Genomic DNA, 18,164 nt, shown 5'->3' on the forward strand with positions numbered 1-18,164 from the left:
AGCTTTTAAAAAAAACAATGTATATCATACAAGTTAAGCTGAAACTTATATGTGGTTAGAGAGTTGTTATGAATGATTATAAGTATTGCATAGGAGTCATGTCTGGGACATCTTTGGATGGTGTTGATGTGGCATTATGTAAAATCAAAGGATGTGGTTTAGATACTGATATTAAATTAATTAATTTTGAAACATATCCTTACTCAAAAGAGACTTTAAGTGATATCAAGAAGTCACTTAGTCTCAAACATAGTAATGCACAGCTGTTATGTAGTCTTAATTTTAAGCTGGGGACAGAATATGCAGCAGCTGTAAAAAAACTAGTTAAAAATTTTAATTTAAAACTAGAGGATATAGAGTTCATAGCTAATCACGGGCAGACGATTTATCATCAAGCGATATGTGAAGGTGATTTCATTAAGTCTTCGCTGCAATTGGGAGATGCTGCAACTATTGCGTATGAGTGCCAAACAACAGTTGTGTCAAACTTTCGAGCTGGAGATATCGTAGCTGGTGGTGATGGAGCTCCATTAGTTCCTTATGTTGATTATATTTTGTATAGAGATGAGAAAAAATCTCGAGCTTTACATAATATTGGAGGGATAGCTAATACTACGATTATTCCTAAAAACTCAGAGATTGAAGATATCTATGCTTTTGATACTGGTCCAGGTAATATGATGATAAATAGAGCAGTAGAAGTTCTTTATAACAAAGACTATGATGAGAATGGCGATATTGCTGCAAGTGGTAGAATTATTCCTGAAATGTTAGCTGAGCTATTAGAAAATTCATACTTAAAACAAAAACCACCTAAATCTACAGGTAGAGAGCTTTTTGGGGTTGAGTATACTGATTTTATACTTGATAAGTATAAAGAGAATCTTGCTGAAGATATAATTCATACTTTGACTATATTTACAGCAGAAAGTATAGCAGGAGCATATAAAGATTTTGTTCTTGATAAGGTTAAATTAGACCAAATAATCTTTACTGGTGGTGGAGCGTATAATAAATTTTTGATAAGCACTATTACTGATTTATTAAACGTGAATGTTTTGACATTTGAAGATGTTGGTGAAAATAGCGATGCTAAAGAAGCTATTGCTTTTGCAGTATTAGGTAATGAAACATTACATAGAAATTATAATAATGCACCATCTGCTACAGGAGCAAAAGATAAGGTTATACTTGGACAAGTTAATTATTTTAGTTAGGCAATAAGTTAGGAGATATTAATGAATGTAATTGAAGTTAAGCATCCAATGGTTCAGCATAAGCTAGGGCTTATGAGAGCAAAAGAAATAAGCACACAAGAATTTAGAAGATTAACCAAAGAGATAACAAGTCTTTTGACTTATGAAGTTACTGCTGGTTTTGAATTAGAAAAAACTCAGCTTTTAGGTTGGCAAGATACTAATATTGAAGTAGAACAAATCAAAGGGAAAAAGCTAACTGTAGTGCCTATTCTTCGAGCGGGTCTTGGTATGATGGATGGTGTTTTTGAACATGTACCTGCTGCAAAAGTTAGTATGGTTGGTATGTACCGTGATGAAGAGACTGCGAAGCCAGTTCCATACTTTGCAAAACTTTGTGATAAGCTTGATGAGAGAATGGCTCTTATTGTAGACCCTATGCTAGCAACAGGTGGATCAATGATTGAAACTGTTTCATTACTTAAAAAATCAGGGTCAAAAGATATTAAAATTATTACAATTGTATCAGCTCCAGAAGGAGTTGAGGCTCTTATGCAAGCTCATCCTGATGTCGAACTATATACAGCTTCAGTTGATAGTCATTTAGATGAACATAAGTATATTATCCCTGGTCTTGGTGATGCTGGAGACAAAATATTTGGTACAAAATAGTTAAATCAATCATAATATAAGCTACTATTTATTTCTTATTCTTTAAATAATAATTACCCAGTTACAAAAGATATAAGAATATTTAAAAATAAGAAAACATAAGAGAAAGCGAAGAATAAAAAGATAGATTATTTACTAATTATAGCTTTGACAGTTGACCATGGTGTATGAGAGTAGCCAGCTTTTAGATCGCCATCATTAATAGTCATAGCATCAAAGTCAGCACTCCAGTCCATAAATCCTGCAGCAACAGAGTTTTGTTGTTGCATTAGATCCCAAGCTTTAGCTATATCTGAAGGTGTAGCAACATATATGTCATTACCACCGGCAGCACCTCCTGTAGCAGGAATACCTAATACAAACTTATTAAGTGGTATTCTAACTTGACGATCTAAATCACCAGCATTAGCAGCAAAACCTTCATCTGTAGCTTGCCAAGCCATACTTGCTAAGAATTTAGCCATGCCATCACTAGGGACAACTTTTTTATAGTAGCCATTAGCATCTTTTTCATAACCTGTTATACCATTGGCAGGGCCTTGGTTATACATTTGTGGCCATACATAATTGAACTTATCCATGCCTATACCATTCATAAGTTCTATATATCCACCGTTAGCATAACTATGAGAGGCATATTGACCTGTACCGTATGTGTAAGGAATGATATAAGGCCATTCAGGAGCTGCAGTAAGCCAGAAATCAATACCTTCATTTCTATAGTGGTTTACAATGTCTTTAAAGCCAGCAATTGCACTTTGTAAGTCAGCTGTGTTATTAGGTATAGCGTGACCTTCTAAATCAATATCTAAACCGTCAAAACCATACTTGTCAATAATATCCATAATTTCTTTTTTACCAGAAGAGTTGAATGTATCCCAGTTCATATGGAAATATTGACCACCAATAGATACCAAGACATGTTTTCCTTGGTTTTTCATATAACTTATAAATGCTTTAATGTTCGCATCATTATAAGTATCACTACTACCACCAGGACCTGGATTGGCTAGAGCCAGTTTCATCTTTCCATCATCTCCAGTAATAATAAATGCCATGATTAGTACATTGTAGTCACATAAGCCTCTATCTGGATTGCTAGTATTTTGGCAGTAGTCAGGGTATTTTTGTAGATCAATACTAACAGGTTTTGTAACTATTTGTTTACCGTCAACACTATATGAAGTATTACCGCCCCATAGTGAGAAATATGTAGCTGCAATAGTGTCTGATGCTGGTCCACTTTCTTGGATATTAACATTGATAACTTTATCAGAGCCATCAGCTGTAAATGTAGTGTCTGAGATTTTTACTAAAAGACCTGATAAATGGGTAGCAGTGATAGTATATGTTTTACCATTTTGCGGTACTTCAAAATTATTTTCACCGTTAGCATCAATAATAAACTCTTGGCTATCACCATCTGATGAAGATATATTGAGTATTAGTTTTTTACCTTCTGGTAAGCCTGAAGTATTAAATTTAACAGAATTAGTCTCCAAAGGAGTACTTTCAAAATTAAACTCTACATTGCTATTGTTATGTCTATACACTGTAGTTTCTTGAGCTTCAGCTGAATACTTAAAGTTACCTTGAGTGTAGCTATCTACTACAACTTTATACTTAGTTCCATTTTCTTGAGCTGGCAAGTCATCAAAGATGATCGGTGAACTAAAGTCTGTAAAATCACTTTTAACAATATTGTTATCTTCATCGAAAACAGTAAAACGCACAAGTGAGTTTGGACTGGTAGAACTGTTGAATTTGATGGTTAAAGATCCTTCTTCTGCAGGAGCTGCAGCTTGGAAAGAAATTTTAACATCTTTAGTCTGATCTTTTTCTATTGATATATTTGCAGGGTTTGCACTACCTATATTTCCATCAATATTTGGAATATATACTTCCAACTCACCAGGAACAACTTGTAAGCTTAGTGTTTCGCCCCAATTAGCATCAGTTTTTTCTGCTACTTCAACCCTGTTATTACCATCATGTTTAAATATAACGATATCGGGTTTTTCATCTTCTGAAATATAATTAGGACGTTCAGGAATTTTAATACTTAAAAAGGCAACTTCATTATTAACATCTGCACTACATAGTTTCCAGTCAGAGTCTTGTTTAGGTGATGAAGCAGTCCACCAGTCTGTTAATTGATAAATAGCGCCTTCAAATTTAATAAAAGCATCTTTAGCATAGCCGCTCCAGTTTTTTGGTCCTTGAGGGATAAATTCTGCTACATCTTCAGGAGGGGTATCACAACTGCTTGGGTCAGGATTCGGTTGAGGATCTGGAGTAGGTGTTGGGTCAGGATTCGGTTGAGGATCTGGATCAGGATCTGAGTTAGATATTTCGTTCCAAGCATCATCACCATAGATACCGTTTGGTTTGTAAGCAGCTAATTGACACCATTTAGATGCATGTATATCCGTTGTACACTGATATTTCTTGTTACCAACCGTTACAATGTCACCACCATCATAGTTTTTAAGATTACTTGCTGACCATTCTCCTTCATTATTTGCAAATACTGAAGAACCCATAAGTATTAAAGTTACTGCTGAGAGTAGTTTTATTTTAGTGTTCATAGAGATCTCTCCTATAAGTTTTTAACAAAGTAAGCAAAGTGCCTACATTTTTATTATATGCCCGGAAAAAATACTAAAGCAAACAGGAAGTTTAAAAAAATAAGTTTATGATAGAAGTGATAATTAAAAATTAAAAAAAAGTTATCTAACTAGTTATTTAAATTTTATAAGGGGATATTTATTAGATAGATACAAAAAAGTAGCAACCACTATAAGGAGAATGATTGCTACTAATTATAGTTAGATTTATAGATTTATAGATTTATAGATATGAGGTTAGTTATAAGCAACACCTTTAACTCCATCAACCCAAGTCCAACCTTGATAAGAATCAGAGTTAAGAATCCAAGTCATTACACCACCGTATTGATTATATGCACCAAGACCACCGTTTGTAATATCTGTAGAGATATCTTTAGGGTCATATAGACCAGCACCTGAACAGCTAGCATCTGCTAAACAAGTACCTTGCTTATATGCAGCTTCAGAGACAGAAGGATCTTTGAAGTCAGGTACACCTAGTACAATCTTAGTACCTTCTGGAACATATAGATTGTTATCTACTAAATATTGCTCCATATCTGGTCTAGTTTCTTCAGAAAGTAGTTTGAATACATTAGATAAGAATCCTACATCAAAACCTTTTTTACCAAAGAAAGCAGCTCCACCATATTGGTTATATGTTTGTATGAAAATTGCATCAAAGTGAGCATCATTTAAGAAGTCCTGTGTATACATTGGTTCAGCAAATTTTGCATTACCTCCATCCCAGCTACCTGTATTACCACTAATTTGAGGAGCAGCAGCTAAATACATATCTTTGCCAGATATGGATTTGAATTCAGCTCTAGCAGCATCAATATATCTAATAAAGTTTGACTCAACAGAAGAAGATGCATTTGGGTGCTCAACATCTATATCTAGACCATCATAACCATTTTCTGCTAAGAATTTACCCATAGCTTTACCTGTAACAATTGCATTATCACCGCTCATGTTAGGATCAAAGTAGTTTACAGCACCACCGATAGATAATAGAGCAATACCTCCGCTGCTATGGATAATATCTAGCTGAGCAGGGACTCTTGATTTCATTTCATCAGTCCACTTAGGTAGAGTTACTGTACCGTTAGAATCTTGACCTGCAAAAGCGTAAACAATAACGTTGTAACCGTGGTCCATAGCTGTCTGAATCATTTCGTTAGTAGTATCAGGTTGGCTATACCATGGTGCATCATATCCTCTTACGTATCCAACAACTGCTCTGTCTGGCCAGTTTGTGCTAGGAGCTGCGTTTTCAGTTATTTTAACATTTACATTTTGGTTACTTTGATCAGCTGTAAATGAGCTAGGTGAAACAGCTATCTTATATCCAGACATAGCAGCAGCTGTTATCGTCCAAATACTGCCATCTTTAGCTATATCTATAGAAGCTGAGTTACCTGTTAGATCTACTTCCTTAGTTTCAGAGCCATTAGTTAATGTTAAAGTAGTGGATTTGCCACTAGGAAGACCATCTACTGAGAAAGTTACATTTTCAGTTGGAATTGCTTTTTTATCAAAATTAACATTAACGTTTGAGGAGTTATAATTATAAACCGTTACACTATAAGTCTTGCTAGGAGTATAGTTATATCCATTAGTAGTAAATCCTGCTACTTCAAGAGTATATTTAACACCATCTTCTGATGCAGGGACACTATTTAAAGAAGTCGTGTTATTTACATTAAGGTCACCATGAAAAACAACTACTCCATCTGAATTAGTTAGTGTATAAGTTGTAGTAGGATTGCCTATCACATCAGCTTTTGCGTTAATATTAATAGAACCTTCTTCAGCTGGTTTAGGAGCTGTATATTCTACAGAAACTGTTTGTGAAGCATCTTTTGCAAGATTGAAAGATGCTGGAGTAGCAGAACCTGTAGCACCATCAAGGCTAGGAACACTAACTGTTAAATCTGCACCGCTGCCAACTGATATGTCAAAGCTAGTAGTTGATCCCCAATTTGCATCTTTAGATTCAGCTACCATTACACCATTTTTGAAAATCTGTACATCTGCTTTAGTATTTGAGCTTACAAAATCAGGCTTAGCTGGTAGAACTATAGATACAGTTCCTGTGCCTTGTTCAGCTTCACCATTATATTGCCAAACTCCCCATTTTGACTCAGGGTTAGGAGTTTCTCCTTGAGTCCACCACTTAGCTGTATATGATCCACCATTGTATGTAACTGTATCACCTTCAGTATATGTTTTGCTAGAGCTCCATTCTTCAGCAGATTGTTCAGAGGAGCCACCACCATTATCATCATCAGAGCTAGATCCGCCATTTGATAGGCTCCAAGGGCCCCATTCACCAGAGTTTTCTGGATTATTGTTTTGAGTCCAATACTTAGCAGTATATTCTTTACCATTGTGCGTAACAGTATCTCCAGCTGTATAAACTGCGCCAGAATCCCAGCTAGCAGCATCTGCTATTGTGAATGTTCCTACTCCCATTAGTGCACAAGTGACAACTGATGCTAATTTTAGTTTTCTTTTCATATTTTCTCCTTGAGTAATTTGAGTTTTAAGTTATATAAGTTAGGTTGTTAAAATGTTTAAGAGAAATATAACAGGGTTTTGTGAATATGAGGATATTCAAAAATTGATAGCTATAGTTAAAAATTGATAGCTAGAATATCGGTTTGTATGATCTTGTGATAAGTTATACAATTTAGGTTTAGTAAGTTGATATAAGGAATTATAGTGCCTCAAATAACTTTAGAAATATCAGATACTTTTGATATAAATATAGCTAAAAAGATCATTGATGAATCACAAGTTTTTTTAGTGGAAAAGTTGCCAACTAAGTTAGAAACATTTAAAAGCAGAATTTATAGATATATTGCTTGTAGTGTAGGAGGTGATTTAGATAAAGAAATTATCCATTTGCAGATAAAAGTTTTAGCTGGACGTACACAAGAGCATTTAAATGATTTGGTACATAAATTAAAGCTAGAACTTACAAGTTTACTTGACAAAAATGTTGATATATCAAAATATAATTTAACCTTAGAAATGATAGAGTTATCGTCAGCATATGCTAATTAATATTTGATTATATTGCTGATTTAAATAACATATATACAAACTTTAACAGAACTATTTATAAATGAAAAAATATCAAAGACTTCTTTTTTCTACTCTAGGAGCAGCTTTTGAGTATTATGACTTGGCAATATATTCTGTATTTGCTGTAACTATTGGTAATAAATTTTTTGATGAAAGCAGTTCTGTTAGTAATACCTTATTGGTGTTTTTAGTTTATATAGTAGGTTACCTGATTCGTCCTTTAGGGGCTTGGGGATTTGGCTATATTGCAGATAAAAAGGGTAGAGCATTTGTGTTGCGCTTAAACATGATGTTACTATTTTTTTCTACTATTGTTTTAGCATTTTTACCATCTATAGAAACTATAGGTGTTGCTGCAACATTACTTTTTGTTGGTTTACGTTGTATACAGTCGTTAGCTGTAGGTGCTGAAATTCCTGTTTCGGTTGTCTATATTGTAGAGAATTATCCGAAAAGGCAAGGTCTAGTAACAAGTTTGGTTTTTTGTTGTCTTAGTATTGGAATAATGATGACATCTCTAGTTTTATTTGTTTTAAATCATTTTACTAGTCAAGAGTTTGTTAGTGAATATGGTTGGAGAATTGGCTATTTAATTGGAGCATGTTTTACATTTATATTATTTTTCTTACGTAAGAATATTGTAGATCTTCCTCAAGTAACAGAAACATTGGAAAAATCTCGTTCACAAAACTCAACAGTAATAGTTAAAATTCTAATAGGCATAGCTCTAGTTGCTTGCATAGCAATGCTTACGACACAGTTATATATGTTTTTACCAGCTTTTCATCAGACGTATATTGTTTCAAGTTTTGATGTTTCAGATTTACTTTTGATAGGATCAATTATAATGGCTATAAGCTGTCTAGTAGGTGGATTTATCAGTGATTATGTTTCTAAGCCTAAGATGATGGCATTGTTAATACTTATTAGTATATCTATAGCTCCTATATTTTATAAAAACCTGATAATTGGTACGCATGTATTTGTTTGTTTTATTATATTGTCTATAATTATGGGTTTCTTTGCATCAACATATAATGTGATTATTACTAACTTTTTTAAATTAGAATATAGATGTAGAGGATATGGAATAGCTTATAATCTTGGGTATTTGGTATTTTCAGCAGGTGTGCCAGCATTAACAATACTTTTAATTAGAGAGACAGGTAGTTTACTGATTCCTGCATATATGATTATATTTGCAGGAGCAATTTCTCTTGCTGGAATAGCAGCATCCAGTTGGTTTATGAAAAAGGTTTGAATATCATAGACGACGGGTCAGACTTAAACTGATTATATAATTCGATAATATATCTATCGGTCATTGATGAAATATAGTCACTAATAATTCTAGCTTTGCCTTGAGCGCTATATGTATTATAAAAGATAGCACCAATATCGTCAGGTAGGAGACTTTCATTCGGATTTGAGCTAATTAAGATATCAAAAATTTCAGAAATTATTTCACGACCACGATATCTAAGTACATTTAGTTTTGGCGATTTGATAATCTTAAATAAAATATATTTTTTTAGAACTTCTACCTGCTTGCGGATCTCATTGTTAAGATATACTTTTGAAATTATTGGGATGTCTTGATTTATATCTATTTCAATATTTTGGATGCAGCTGTTTACAAGTTTAGAAGTAAGTTTTGTACGTAGCAGACTATTGTTAGCAATGTTTTTGGATATTTTATAAATATCACGACAATCACTATTAAAATCTATATAATCAGAAAAAATATCCTTCAGGATGTTTTTAATATCATCTTTTGTGATATCTAAATCAGAGGGCATAGCATTGTAGATTTTACTCAAAAGTCCATCATCTATACTAGCCATTGATAGTGGATCTATAAAACCACCCTTGAGGGCATCTTCAACATCATAAGTTGAATAAGCAATATCATCAGCAACATCCATTATATAGCATTCGATAGTTTTAAAATCTTCTGTTGAAGTCGTTGCATTATAAGGTTTTAAGAGCTTTTGTTTAATATCATTAATGAGGTTTGACTCTTCATGATAGTAGCCTTTGGTTAGTTTACCCAGATCACTGATAGGGGGAATTAGGTTATCGTATTTAATAGTTGCTGCAAGTGTTCTGTAGGTAAGATTAAGTCCAAAGCTTTGTTTTTGATCGACATCTTTTTTTGCAGTATGAGATATTAGTCGTAGAGTTTGAGCATTGCTTTCAAAGCCACCGAATTCTCGCATTTTTTTATTAAGAGCGACTTCACCATTATGCCCAAAAGGAGGGTGCCCAATATCATGACAAAGTGCGGCTGTTTCAATTAAATCATAGTCAAGATTTAGTTCATTTTCAGCATTAAGCTTTACAGCGATGGATTTTGCAATCTGAGCAACCTCTAGTGAGTGTGTAAGCCTATTTCTAAAAAAGTCATTTTCAAAGCTTGGAAAAATCTGTGTTTTTGCTTGCAGTCTGCGAAAAGATGAAGAGTGTACAACTCTTGCATAGTCTCTTCTAAAAGGCGAGAAGTTTTCTTTTTTTGCAATGTTGTTATTTTGTCTTAGGTAGTCATTCTCATGATATAGATTAATAGGCATATGAAACTTAATAAAATAAATACTTATATAGTTACATATTAGATCAAATGATTTTATATGCAATAGTATTACTGATGTGTTTGAGGCTATATTTTTGAATAATTATTCAAAAATATGATATTTAAGTATTTATATATGATTATTTTGCTGATATTATGAATAATTATTCTAAAAATGATATGGTGATATATGTCTAAAGAGTATCAAAAAGTTGCAAGTCATGAAGCTAAAAAAGGAGATTTTAAGCGTTGTTTATTACTATATTCTGGTGGGTTAGATACATCTGTAATGTTGAAATGGATACAAGAGGAGTATGAAGTTGAAGTAGTTGCTTTGACAATTGATATCGGACAAGTAGCTGATAATCTAGAACAAATAAAGCAAAAAGCAATAACTTTAGGAGCTGTTGATGCCGTTGTTTATGATGCCAAAGATCTGTTTGCAGATGAGATTATAAGTAAGGCTATTAAAGCAAATGCAGACTATCAAGGAGGTTACGCTCTATCTACTCCACTTGGTAGAGTTATAATTTCTGAAATAGCAGTGGAAATGGCTAAAAAATATAATTGCCAAGTAGTCGCTCATGGTTGTACGGGTAAAGGTAATGATCAAGTTCGTTTTGAGAGTTATATAACAACTTTGGATGAAGATTTAAAAATTATTGCTCCTGTGAGAGAATGGGGAATGGGAAGAGAACAAGAATTAGAATATGCCCAAAAGCATGGAATCCCAGTGAAACAGCAAAAGGATAAACCTTATTCGTATGATGAAAATATGTGGGGTAACACTGGTGAGGGTGGTGAAATTGAACATTCAGAACTTATTGCACCAAAAGAAGATATATTACAATGGTGTAAGACCCCAGAAAATGCACTAGCAGAGTCCCAGACAATTACTTTAGATTTTAAAAAAGGTGTACCTACTCAGTTAGATAGTGAGATTATGCCTCTAGCTAAACTTATAATGAAATGTAATGAAATAGGTAGCAAGCATGGTGTTGGTGTATTTAACTTAATAGAGGATAGATTAATTGGTTTAAAGGTTAGAGGGATTTATGAAAATCCTGGAGCTAGTATTATAATAGCTGCGCATAAGAAGTTAGAGCAGTTGGTTTCAACTCGTCAAGAAAATGAATTAAAATCTTTTATTGATAATAAATGGGCATATCTTGCTTATGAAGCTCAATGGTATAATCCAGTCATGAATAATATTTTTGCTTTTATAGAAGAGCAAAATAAAAAAGTTTCTGGAAAAGTGACAGTGACTTTATATAAGGGTAATATAGAAGTAGTTGCAGTAGAATCGCCTTTTTCTATGCTTAAGCCTGAACTAGCAACATTTGATGCAGGAGATGATTTATTTAATCATAATGCTTCAGCTGGATTTATAGAGCTTCATAGTTTGGCTCAACGTACTGCTTATTCAATTCAAAAAACTAAAAACTAGTAATATTATGAGTAAAAAACTTTGGCAAACGTCTACTGATAAACTCTTACCAATAGTTGAAAAATACACTGTTGGCCAGGATTATATACTTGATCAAAAGCTTTTAAAATATGATTTACAAGCTAGTCTAGCTCATGCTGAGATGTTGCATAAAGTCAATATACTTAGTGAAGATGAGCTTGCGTTATTACAACAAGGTCTTACTGAGATAAATGATCTATTAGAAAAAAGTCAATTTGAAATAACTCAAGATCAAGAAGATGGGCATACAGCTATTGAACAATATCTTTGTACTCACTATGGTGATGTTGGTAAAAAGATACATACTGGCAGAAGTAGAAACGATCAATCATTAGTAATGCTACGTCTTTTTATGAAAGAAAAGATTCATGAGATAGAAAAATCTATTAAAGATAATGTTTCATGTTTAAGACTAAAAGCTAGTGAGAATTCAAATATTCCTATGCCAGGATACACTCATATGCAAAAAGCAATGCCAACGACTGTCTCAACTTGGTTAAGTTCTTTTGCTGATGGATTAGAAGACTCTCTGCTTTTAATATCTGCAACTACCAAAATTATTGATCAAAATCCTCTAGGGTCTGCATCAGGATTTGGTATCGAAAATTTTAAGCATGATAGAGGTTATACAACTGAAAAATTAGGTTTTGGGAAATCTCAAGATAATCCGATATACTGTGCTTTCTCAAGAGGATATTTTGAAAAACTAGTATTACAATCTTTATCAAACTCAATGAATATTTATTCTAGGTTTGCTAATGATATGATGCTGTTTACGATGTCAGAGTTTGGTTATTTTAGCTTAGGTAATTCATTTACAACTGGCTCTTCAATAATGCCACAGAAGCGTAATTATGATTTATTTGAAATTATGCGTGGTAATGCAAAGTTATATCAGGGTTACTTACAGCAGATTACTAATATTATTGATGGGGTGCCTAGTGGATATAATCGTGATTACCAATTAACAAAAGCTCCTTTTTTTGAAGCAATAGAGCTTATAGAAGATACTACTTTATTATTTAGTATTGTTGTGGCGAATTTACAAGTTCATTCTGATAAATTAAATGAAGCTATGACTTCAGACTTATATGTTACAGAAGAAGTTTATAAGCTAGTTGAAGACGGCTTGTCTTTTCGAGATGCTTATGTGGTAGTAAAGAAAAAGATAAATAAAACATCACTAGCTAAGTTATTTTGAAAGTAGAAAGTTCTCTATATTTTTTTGTAATTTATTTATATTCTTAATGCTTGATGGTGATATAAATAAAGTATCATCACCAGCGACTATACCAATTATCTCAAAACTTTTTTTATTGTAATCTAGTACTCTTGCTATAAGTTGTGCTGAACCAGGAGCTGTTTCAATAGTTACCATAACTTCATTAGCTTTTATGCTTGTTATTAAGGAGCCTATATTGTCTGTTATCATTGGAGGTGCCGGTTCATTAGGGATTTTATAAACAAGAATTCCTTTGCTGTTTTTTACCTTAATTGCCCCAACTTTTTTTAGTAGTCTATTTACTTTTGACTGGCTTACTTTATAACCAAGTTGATATAGGATATTACACATATCATTTTGGGAAGAGAATTCTTTACTTAGTATAAGTTGTTGTAAATCATATTCGATATCTTGATTTGACATAGCTTGGATATATGTTTATAAATTGCTTTAAATTATAATGTTATTTATCAAAATAATCAGTATTCAATTTATAATGTTTAATCTTTTTAGAAGGTATAATGATTTATAGAAATTAATTCTCTTAATGAGATTAGGTTGAAAAGAAATAATTATTTTTGAACATCAAATCTGCCAAGCATCATAACTTTATGCCATGCTTTAGCAAAATCGTTTACAAACTTCTGTTCATTGCCATTTTCAGCATAAACTTGAGCTACAGCTTTAAGCTCAGAGTTTGAACCAAAGATTAGATCTACAGAAGATGCAGTCCATTTTTGATCACCTGATTTTCTATCTACACCGATATACTCACCATTATCACCTTTTTTCCACTCTGTAGACATGTCTAGTAAGTTTACAAAGAAGTTGTTATTAAGCTGGCCAGGAGTGGCTGTTAATACACCTTCTTGAGAATCATCATAGTTCACATTTAGAGCACGAAGACCACCAACTAATACAGTCATTTCAGGTATGTTTAGCTTAAGCATACTAGATTTTTCTACTAATGCTTGAGGTAGTTTATCAGAAGCTAGGCTACCATCTGTGTAGTTTATGAAACCATCATTCTTAGTTTTTAAGTAGTTGATAGAGTCAACATCAGTTTGCTCTTGAGTAGCATCTGTTCTGCCTGGTACAAATGGTATTTCTATATCGTAACCAGCTTCTTTAGCAGCTTGCTCAACACCAACATTACCACCTAATACGATTAGGTCAGCTAATGATACTTTAGTACCATCAGTTTTAACGTTGTTGAAGTTAGCTTGGATTTCTTTAAGCTTAGCTATTACTTTTTCAAGTTTAGCCGGCTCATTCATCTGCCAATCTTTCTCTGGAGCTAGAGCAATTCTCGCACCATTAGCACCACCTCTGTAGTCTGTTTTACGGAATGTAGATGCCGCATCCCAAGCTGTTCTGATAAGCTCTTGATTTGTTAAACCAGAATCGATGATACTCTGTTTAAGTTGAGCTATATCTTGAGTAGATACCTGCTTGTAGTCAGCAGCTGGTACAGGATCTTGCCAGATAAAGTTTTGCTTAGGAATCCAAGGACCCATATATCTTGATTTAGGACCCATATCTCTATGAGTTAGTTTAAACCAAGCTTTAGCAAACTCTTCTTTGAATTCTTTAGGATTCTTATAGAACTCTTCAGCATATTTGTTAAATTTAGGATCAGCTTTTAATGCTAAATCTGTAGTAAACATTATAGGCTTATGTTTAACTCCAGGTTTCTGAGCATCAGGAACCATATTATCTTCTTTAGCATTAGTAGCTTCCCATTGATGCGCGCCTGCTGGAGATAGAGTTTTTTCATAATTTAAGTTATATAAATTAGTTAGGAAATCATGATTCCAGTAAGTAGGAGAAGCAGTCCAAGAACCTTCAAGACCACTACCCATGGTATCATCACCATTACCAGTACCATAAGTATTGTGCCAGCCAAAACCTTGTTGTTCAATTGGAGCTTTATCCGGAGCAGGGCCAACATCTTCTTTTATCTTATCAGCAGGAACAGCACCATGAGTCTTACCAAATGTATGACCACCAGCAATTAGGGCAACTGTTTCTTTATCAGTCATACCCATACCATCGAATGCTTGACGAATTGCATCACCAGCTTTTTTAACATCTGGTTTACCATCTGGACCTTCTGGGTTTACATAGATTAAGCCCATTTGTGTTGCAGAATATGGAGTTTCTAACTTACCATTTCTTACGTTACTTGACATTAATTCTTCAGGAGATAATCCCCAGTTTGTATCATCACCTTGCCAGTCATCTACTCTACCAAATGCAAAACCAATTGGCTTCATACCCATAGATTCAAGAGAAACTGTACCAGCTAATACAATCAAGTCAGACCAAGATACTGCATTACCATATTTTTGCTTAATCGGCCATAGAAGCTGTCTTGCTTTATCAAGGTTAACGTTATCAGGCCAGCTGTTTAGAGGAGAGAATCTTTGTTGACCACGGTTTGCACCACCTCTACCATCAAATATTCTATAAGTTCCTGAATCATGCCAAGATAGTCTAATAAAGAATGGACCATAATTACCAAAGTCAGCAGGCCACCAATCTTGAGATTGTGTTAAAAGATCTTGCATATCTTTTTTAAGCTGTTCAGTATCAAGCTTTTTAAAAGCTTCATGATAGCTATAGTTAGGTCCCATTGGGCTATCTAATTTATTTAGATTACGTAATGGAGATAAATCTACACTTTGAGGTGTAGCAGTTTCCGTTGTTTTGTCATCAGCCATAGCACTATTTGTTGCTAGAAGCATACTAGACATTCCTAAAGCTGTAACTATTTTTTTCAGCATTATAATAATTTCCTCTGTATAAGTTAGACCAGTTTCATACTAAGATCGAATAAAATGATCCATGTATGAACCTTTAAGCCATTTACATAGTTTAAGGCTTATACGTCATTCTATTTTATAAATATAAGTTGAGTCAAATAGTAATTAGTTATTAGGTAGATAAATATTTCTTATAGAATTAATAGGTTTATAACAGCTTATATCATAAAGGTTCTTTCTTCTCATAAAAGGGTATAAAAAAGTGCAAATTAAAAAATTATCTAAAGTATTTATTAAGGGGAGGCTGTAGGTTAAATTACTACATTCTTATCTATGATGTATATTATCGTTGTAATGTTGGATTTAAAAAGCTATGGTATACACTGTTTATATTAACCAGCTTTCAGTAATATTATTAGTTATTGAGTTAAGATATAGTAAATGTCATTTACTATTATCGACCGCCTGCAATATCTATAAAGGTTCCTGTGCAATAATTAGCGCCTTTAGATAGAAGCCATATAACGGCACTAGCAATTTCTTCTGGATAGCCTCCACGTTTTAGAGGAATTTTATCTTTGATTTTATCAACTCTATTTGGATCTCCAGATAATTTATGAATATCTGTATATATAAAACCTGGGCGAATACAATTAACTAAGATTCCATCATCTGCTAACTCAATAGCCAACCCTCTTGTGAGAGTATCAATAGCTCCTTTTGTACAAGCATAATCAACATATTCATTACCAGAACCTATTCTTGATGCTGCTGATGAAATATTTATAATCTTACCACCATCATGTCCATGCTTTTTGGACATATATTTGATCGCATGTTTAGCACAAAGGATATTCCCTATCGCATTAATCTTGAATATTATCTCCAGCCGTTCAGTGCTCATATCTTCTAAGCGAGAACTAGGAAAAATAGTGCTAGCATTATTTATCAATCCATCTAAAGATCCAAAATCTTGCGTAAATTTATCAAACATTGCAGTAATATCAGACTCTTTTGAGATGTCTGCTTTTAGTAATACTGCTTTACCATTGTTTTTGATGATTTGTTGTTGAAGCTTTAGGACATTTTCATTATTTGAGTGGTAATGTAGGCCAACATTATATCCAGCTTTAGCAGCCTCAAGAGCAATTGCAGAACCTATGCCACCATTTGCTCCTGTGATTAAGATGTTTTTAGTTATAGACATTTGTATTTTTGAGGTTCCAACATATTGCAAGTAGTATAGTTGCAATAATACATGAGCTTAGAAGAAATACAAACACGGCATTCCAACCAAAATATGTTGCAATAATTCCGATAACTGCTTGTGCTCCAACTGTACCAAATAAATAACCAAATAATCCAACAAAGCCAGCAGCTGTGCCGCCTGCTTTTTTAGGAACTAGATCTAATGCTAATATTCCAATCAAAGCTACTGGACCATAAATAAGAATCCCCATAGCAGATAGTGACAATAACAATACCCATCCAGTATTACTATGAAAATATATGATCAGAGCAACAACAAAAAGAGCCATACAGATTACACTCATAGGAGCTCTTTTGCTGCCGAAGTATTTATCTGTTAGCCAACCTATAATTATAGTACCTGGGATAGCTGGTAGCTCAAATAAAGCAAAACCAAGAAGCCCCGTAGTAGCAGACATGTGTTTGACCTGTACTAAGTAGTATGTAGACCAGCTTAACATTCCATATCTAGCACAATAAACAAAAGCATTTGCCGTAGCAATCATCCAAACCCATTTATTATTTAGTACATACTTAAAGAATATTTCTTTTGCAGAAAACTCTTTCTCATGATACTCATCGGCAGTTGCATATCCTTTATAAACCTCTATTGCTGGCAAACCAACTGATTGTGGTGTATCTGCTCCAAAGATCAATGTTAGGATAGCTATAACTATACACATTGCTCCAGCAACATAAAAAAGACCATGCCAATTATCGTGAAATAAAAACAATCCAATAGGAACAACCGCAATAGCTAGGAATCCAGCACCCACATTATGAGCGGTATTCCAAATTCCCATCTTAGTACCGCGCTCATTGACACAAAACCAATGTGTCATAATACGTGCACAAGCAGGCCAGCCCATACCTTGAACCCAGCCATTAATAAACATAGCTATAAACATTATTAGCACGCCCATAGATAATAAGCTTGGTAATAATAAGTTTATTAATCCTGTTATAAATAGCCCTATAGCTAGAAATATTTTAGCATTACTTCTATCAGAGATATTTCCCATTAGGAACTTACTAAAACCATAAGCTACACCAAGACCTGCACCAATTAACCCTAACTGATCTGGATTAAGAGTTGTTATATATTGTTTTGAAACATCAAAACTACTTCTACCAAAGTAATAAGTAAAATAGCCAATATAAGCGACCAAAAACATTCGTAGTCGCCAATGCGGGTATTTTTTTTGTATCTGTTCTTTTGCAAGTAATGGTAGTGCTTTTGCTGGTTTTAGAAAGTTCATATTGGCTTGTCTTTTCCTGGAAGAAAAATCATTTATTTAGTTTATGTTAAATATGTTATTGAC

The 18,164-nt window shown here is 33.6% G+C and carries 13 protein-coding genes; 6 read left to right on the top strand and 7 right to left on the bottom strand.

Annotation, left to right across the window (positions count from 1 at the left end):
* The first annotated feature begins 68 nt into the window (after positions 1 to 68).
* Positions 69 to 1,217: an anhydro-N-acetylmuramic acid kinase AnmK gene (gene anmK, locus QI37_RS08965; protein ID WP_040010462.1), complete on the top strand. Its 1,149-nt coding sequence runs from the start codon at positions 69 to 71 to the stop codon at positions 1,215 to 1,217.
* A gap of 21 nt (positions 1,218 to 1,238) precedes the next feature.
* Complete coding sequence (upp, locus tag QI37_RS08970; protein ID WP_040010463.1) at positions 1,239 to 1,868, top strand: uracil phosphoribosyltransferase; 630 nt, start codon at positions 1,239 to 1,241, stop codon at positions 1,866 to 1,868.
* 128 nt (positions 1,869 to 1,996) lie between these two features.
* On the opposite strand, the gene QI37_RS08975 is transcribed toward upp, so the two are convergent.
* A complete protein-coding gene (locus QI37_RS08975; RefSeq protein ID WP_040010464.1) occupies positions 1,997 to 4,456 on the bottom strand; it encodes a glycosyl hydrolase family 18 protein in 2,460 nt (819 codons plus the stop codon).
* 276 nt (positions 4,457 to 4,732) lie between these two features.
* Positions 4,733 to 7,000: a carbohydrate-binding protein gene (locus QI37_RS08980; RefSeq protein WP_040010465.1), complete on the bottom strand. Its 2,268-nt coding sequence runs from the start codon at positions 6,998 to 7,000 to the stop codon at positions 4,733 to 4,735.
* Positions 7,001 to 7,204: 204 nt separating this feature from the next.
* Here QI37_RS08980 and QI37_RS08985 point away from each other — a divergent pair, with 204 nt between their 5' ends.
* Positions 7,205 to 7,549: a tautomerase family protein gene (locus QI37_RS08985; protein ID WP_040010466.1), complete on the top strand. Its 345-nt coding sequence runs from the start codon at positions 7,205 to 7,207 to the stop codon at positions 7,547 to 7,549.
* A gap of 61 nt (positions 7,550 to 7,610) precedes the next feature.
* On the top strand, positions 7,611 to 8,831 hold the full coding sequence (locus QI37_RS08990) for an MFS transporter (RefSeq protein WP_040010467.1): 1,221 nt from the start codon (positions 7,611 to 7,613) through the stop codon (positions 8,829 to 8,831).
* Here the strand turns inward: QI37_RS08990 and dgt are convergent.
* Complete coding sequence (gene dgt / locus QI37_RS08995; protein WP_040010468.1) at positions 8,815 to 10,140, bottom strand: dGTP triphosphohydrolase; 1,326 nt, start codon at positions 10,138 to 10,140, stop codon at positions 8,815 to 8,817. The genes QI37_RS08990 and dgt overlap by 17 nt on opposite strands.
* Before the next feature lie 189 nt (positions 10,141 to 10,329).
* Between dgt and QI37_RS09000 the strand changes: the two genes are divergently transcribed.
* A complete protein-coding gene (locus QI37_RS09000; RefSeq protein ID WP_040010469.1) occupies positions 10,330 to 11,586 on the top strand; it encodes an argininosuccinate synthase in 1,257 nt (418 codons plus the stop codon).
* 7 nt (positions 11,587 to 11,593) lie between these two features.
* Positions 11,594 to 12,808: an argininosuccinate lyase gene (gene argH, locus QI37_RS09005; protein WP_040010470.1), complete on the top strand. Its 1,215-nt coding sequence runs from the start codon at positions 11,594 to 11,596 to the stop codon at positions 12,806 to 12,808.
* Here the strand turns inward: argH and QI37_RS09010 are convergent.
* The 4 genes from QI37_RS09010 to QI37_RS09025 form a co-directional block, all read right to left on the bottom strand.
* Positions 12,800 to 13,252: an arginine repressor gene (locus tag QI37_RS09010; protein WP_040010471.1), complete on the bottom strand. Its 453-nt coding sequence runs from the start codon at positions 13,250 to 13,252 to the stop codon at positions 12,800 to 12,802. The genes argH and QI37_RS09010 overlap by 9 nt on opposite strands.
* A 149-nt stretch (positions 13,253 to 13,401) precedes the next feature.
* Positions 13,402 to 15,615, bottom strand: coding sequence for a catalase/peroxidase HPI (gene katG, locus QI37_RS09015; RefSeq protein WP_040010472.1), 2,214 nt, complete (start codon positions 15,613 to 15,615; stop codon positions 13,402 to 13,404).
* Positions 15,616 to 16,048: 433 nt separating this feature from the next.
* On the bottom strand, positions 16,049 to 16,801 hold the full coding sequence (locus QI37_RS09020) for an SDR family oxidoreductase (RefSeq protein WP_040010473.1): 753 nt from the start codon (positions 16,799 to 16,801) through the stop codon (positions 16,049 to 16,051).
* Positions 16,788 to 18,101, bottom strand: coding sequence for an MFS transporter (locus tag QI37_RS09025; RefSeq protein WP_040010474.1), 1,314 nt, complete (start codon positions 18,099 to 18,101; stop codon positions 16,788 to 16,790). Before QI37_RS09025 ends, QI37_RS09020 begins: the two co-directional genes overlap by 14 nt.
* Positions 18,102 to 18,164 lie beyond the last annotated feature (63 nt).

The sequence above is a fragment of the Candidatus Francisella endociliophora genome, assembly GCF_000764555.1.
In the GTDB taxonomy this organism is placed as follows: domain Bacteria; phylum Pseudomonadota; class Gammaproteobacteria; order Francisellales; family Francisellaceae; genus Francisella; species Francisella endociliophora.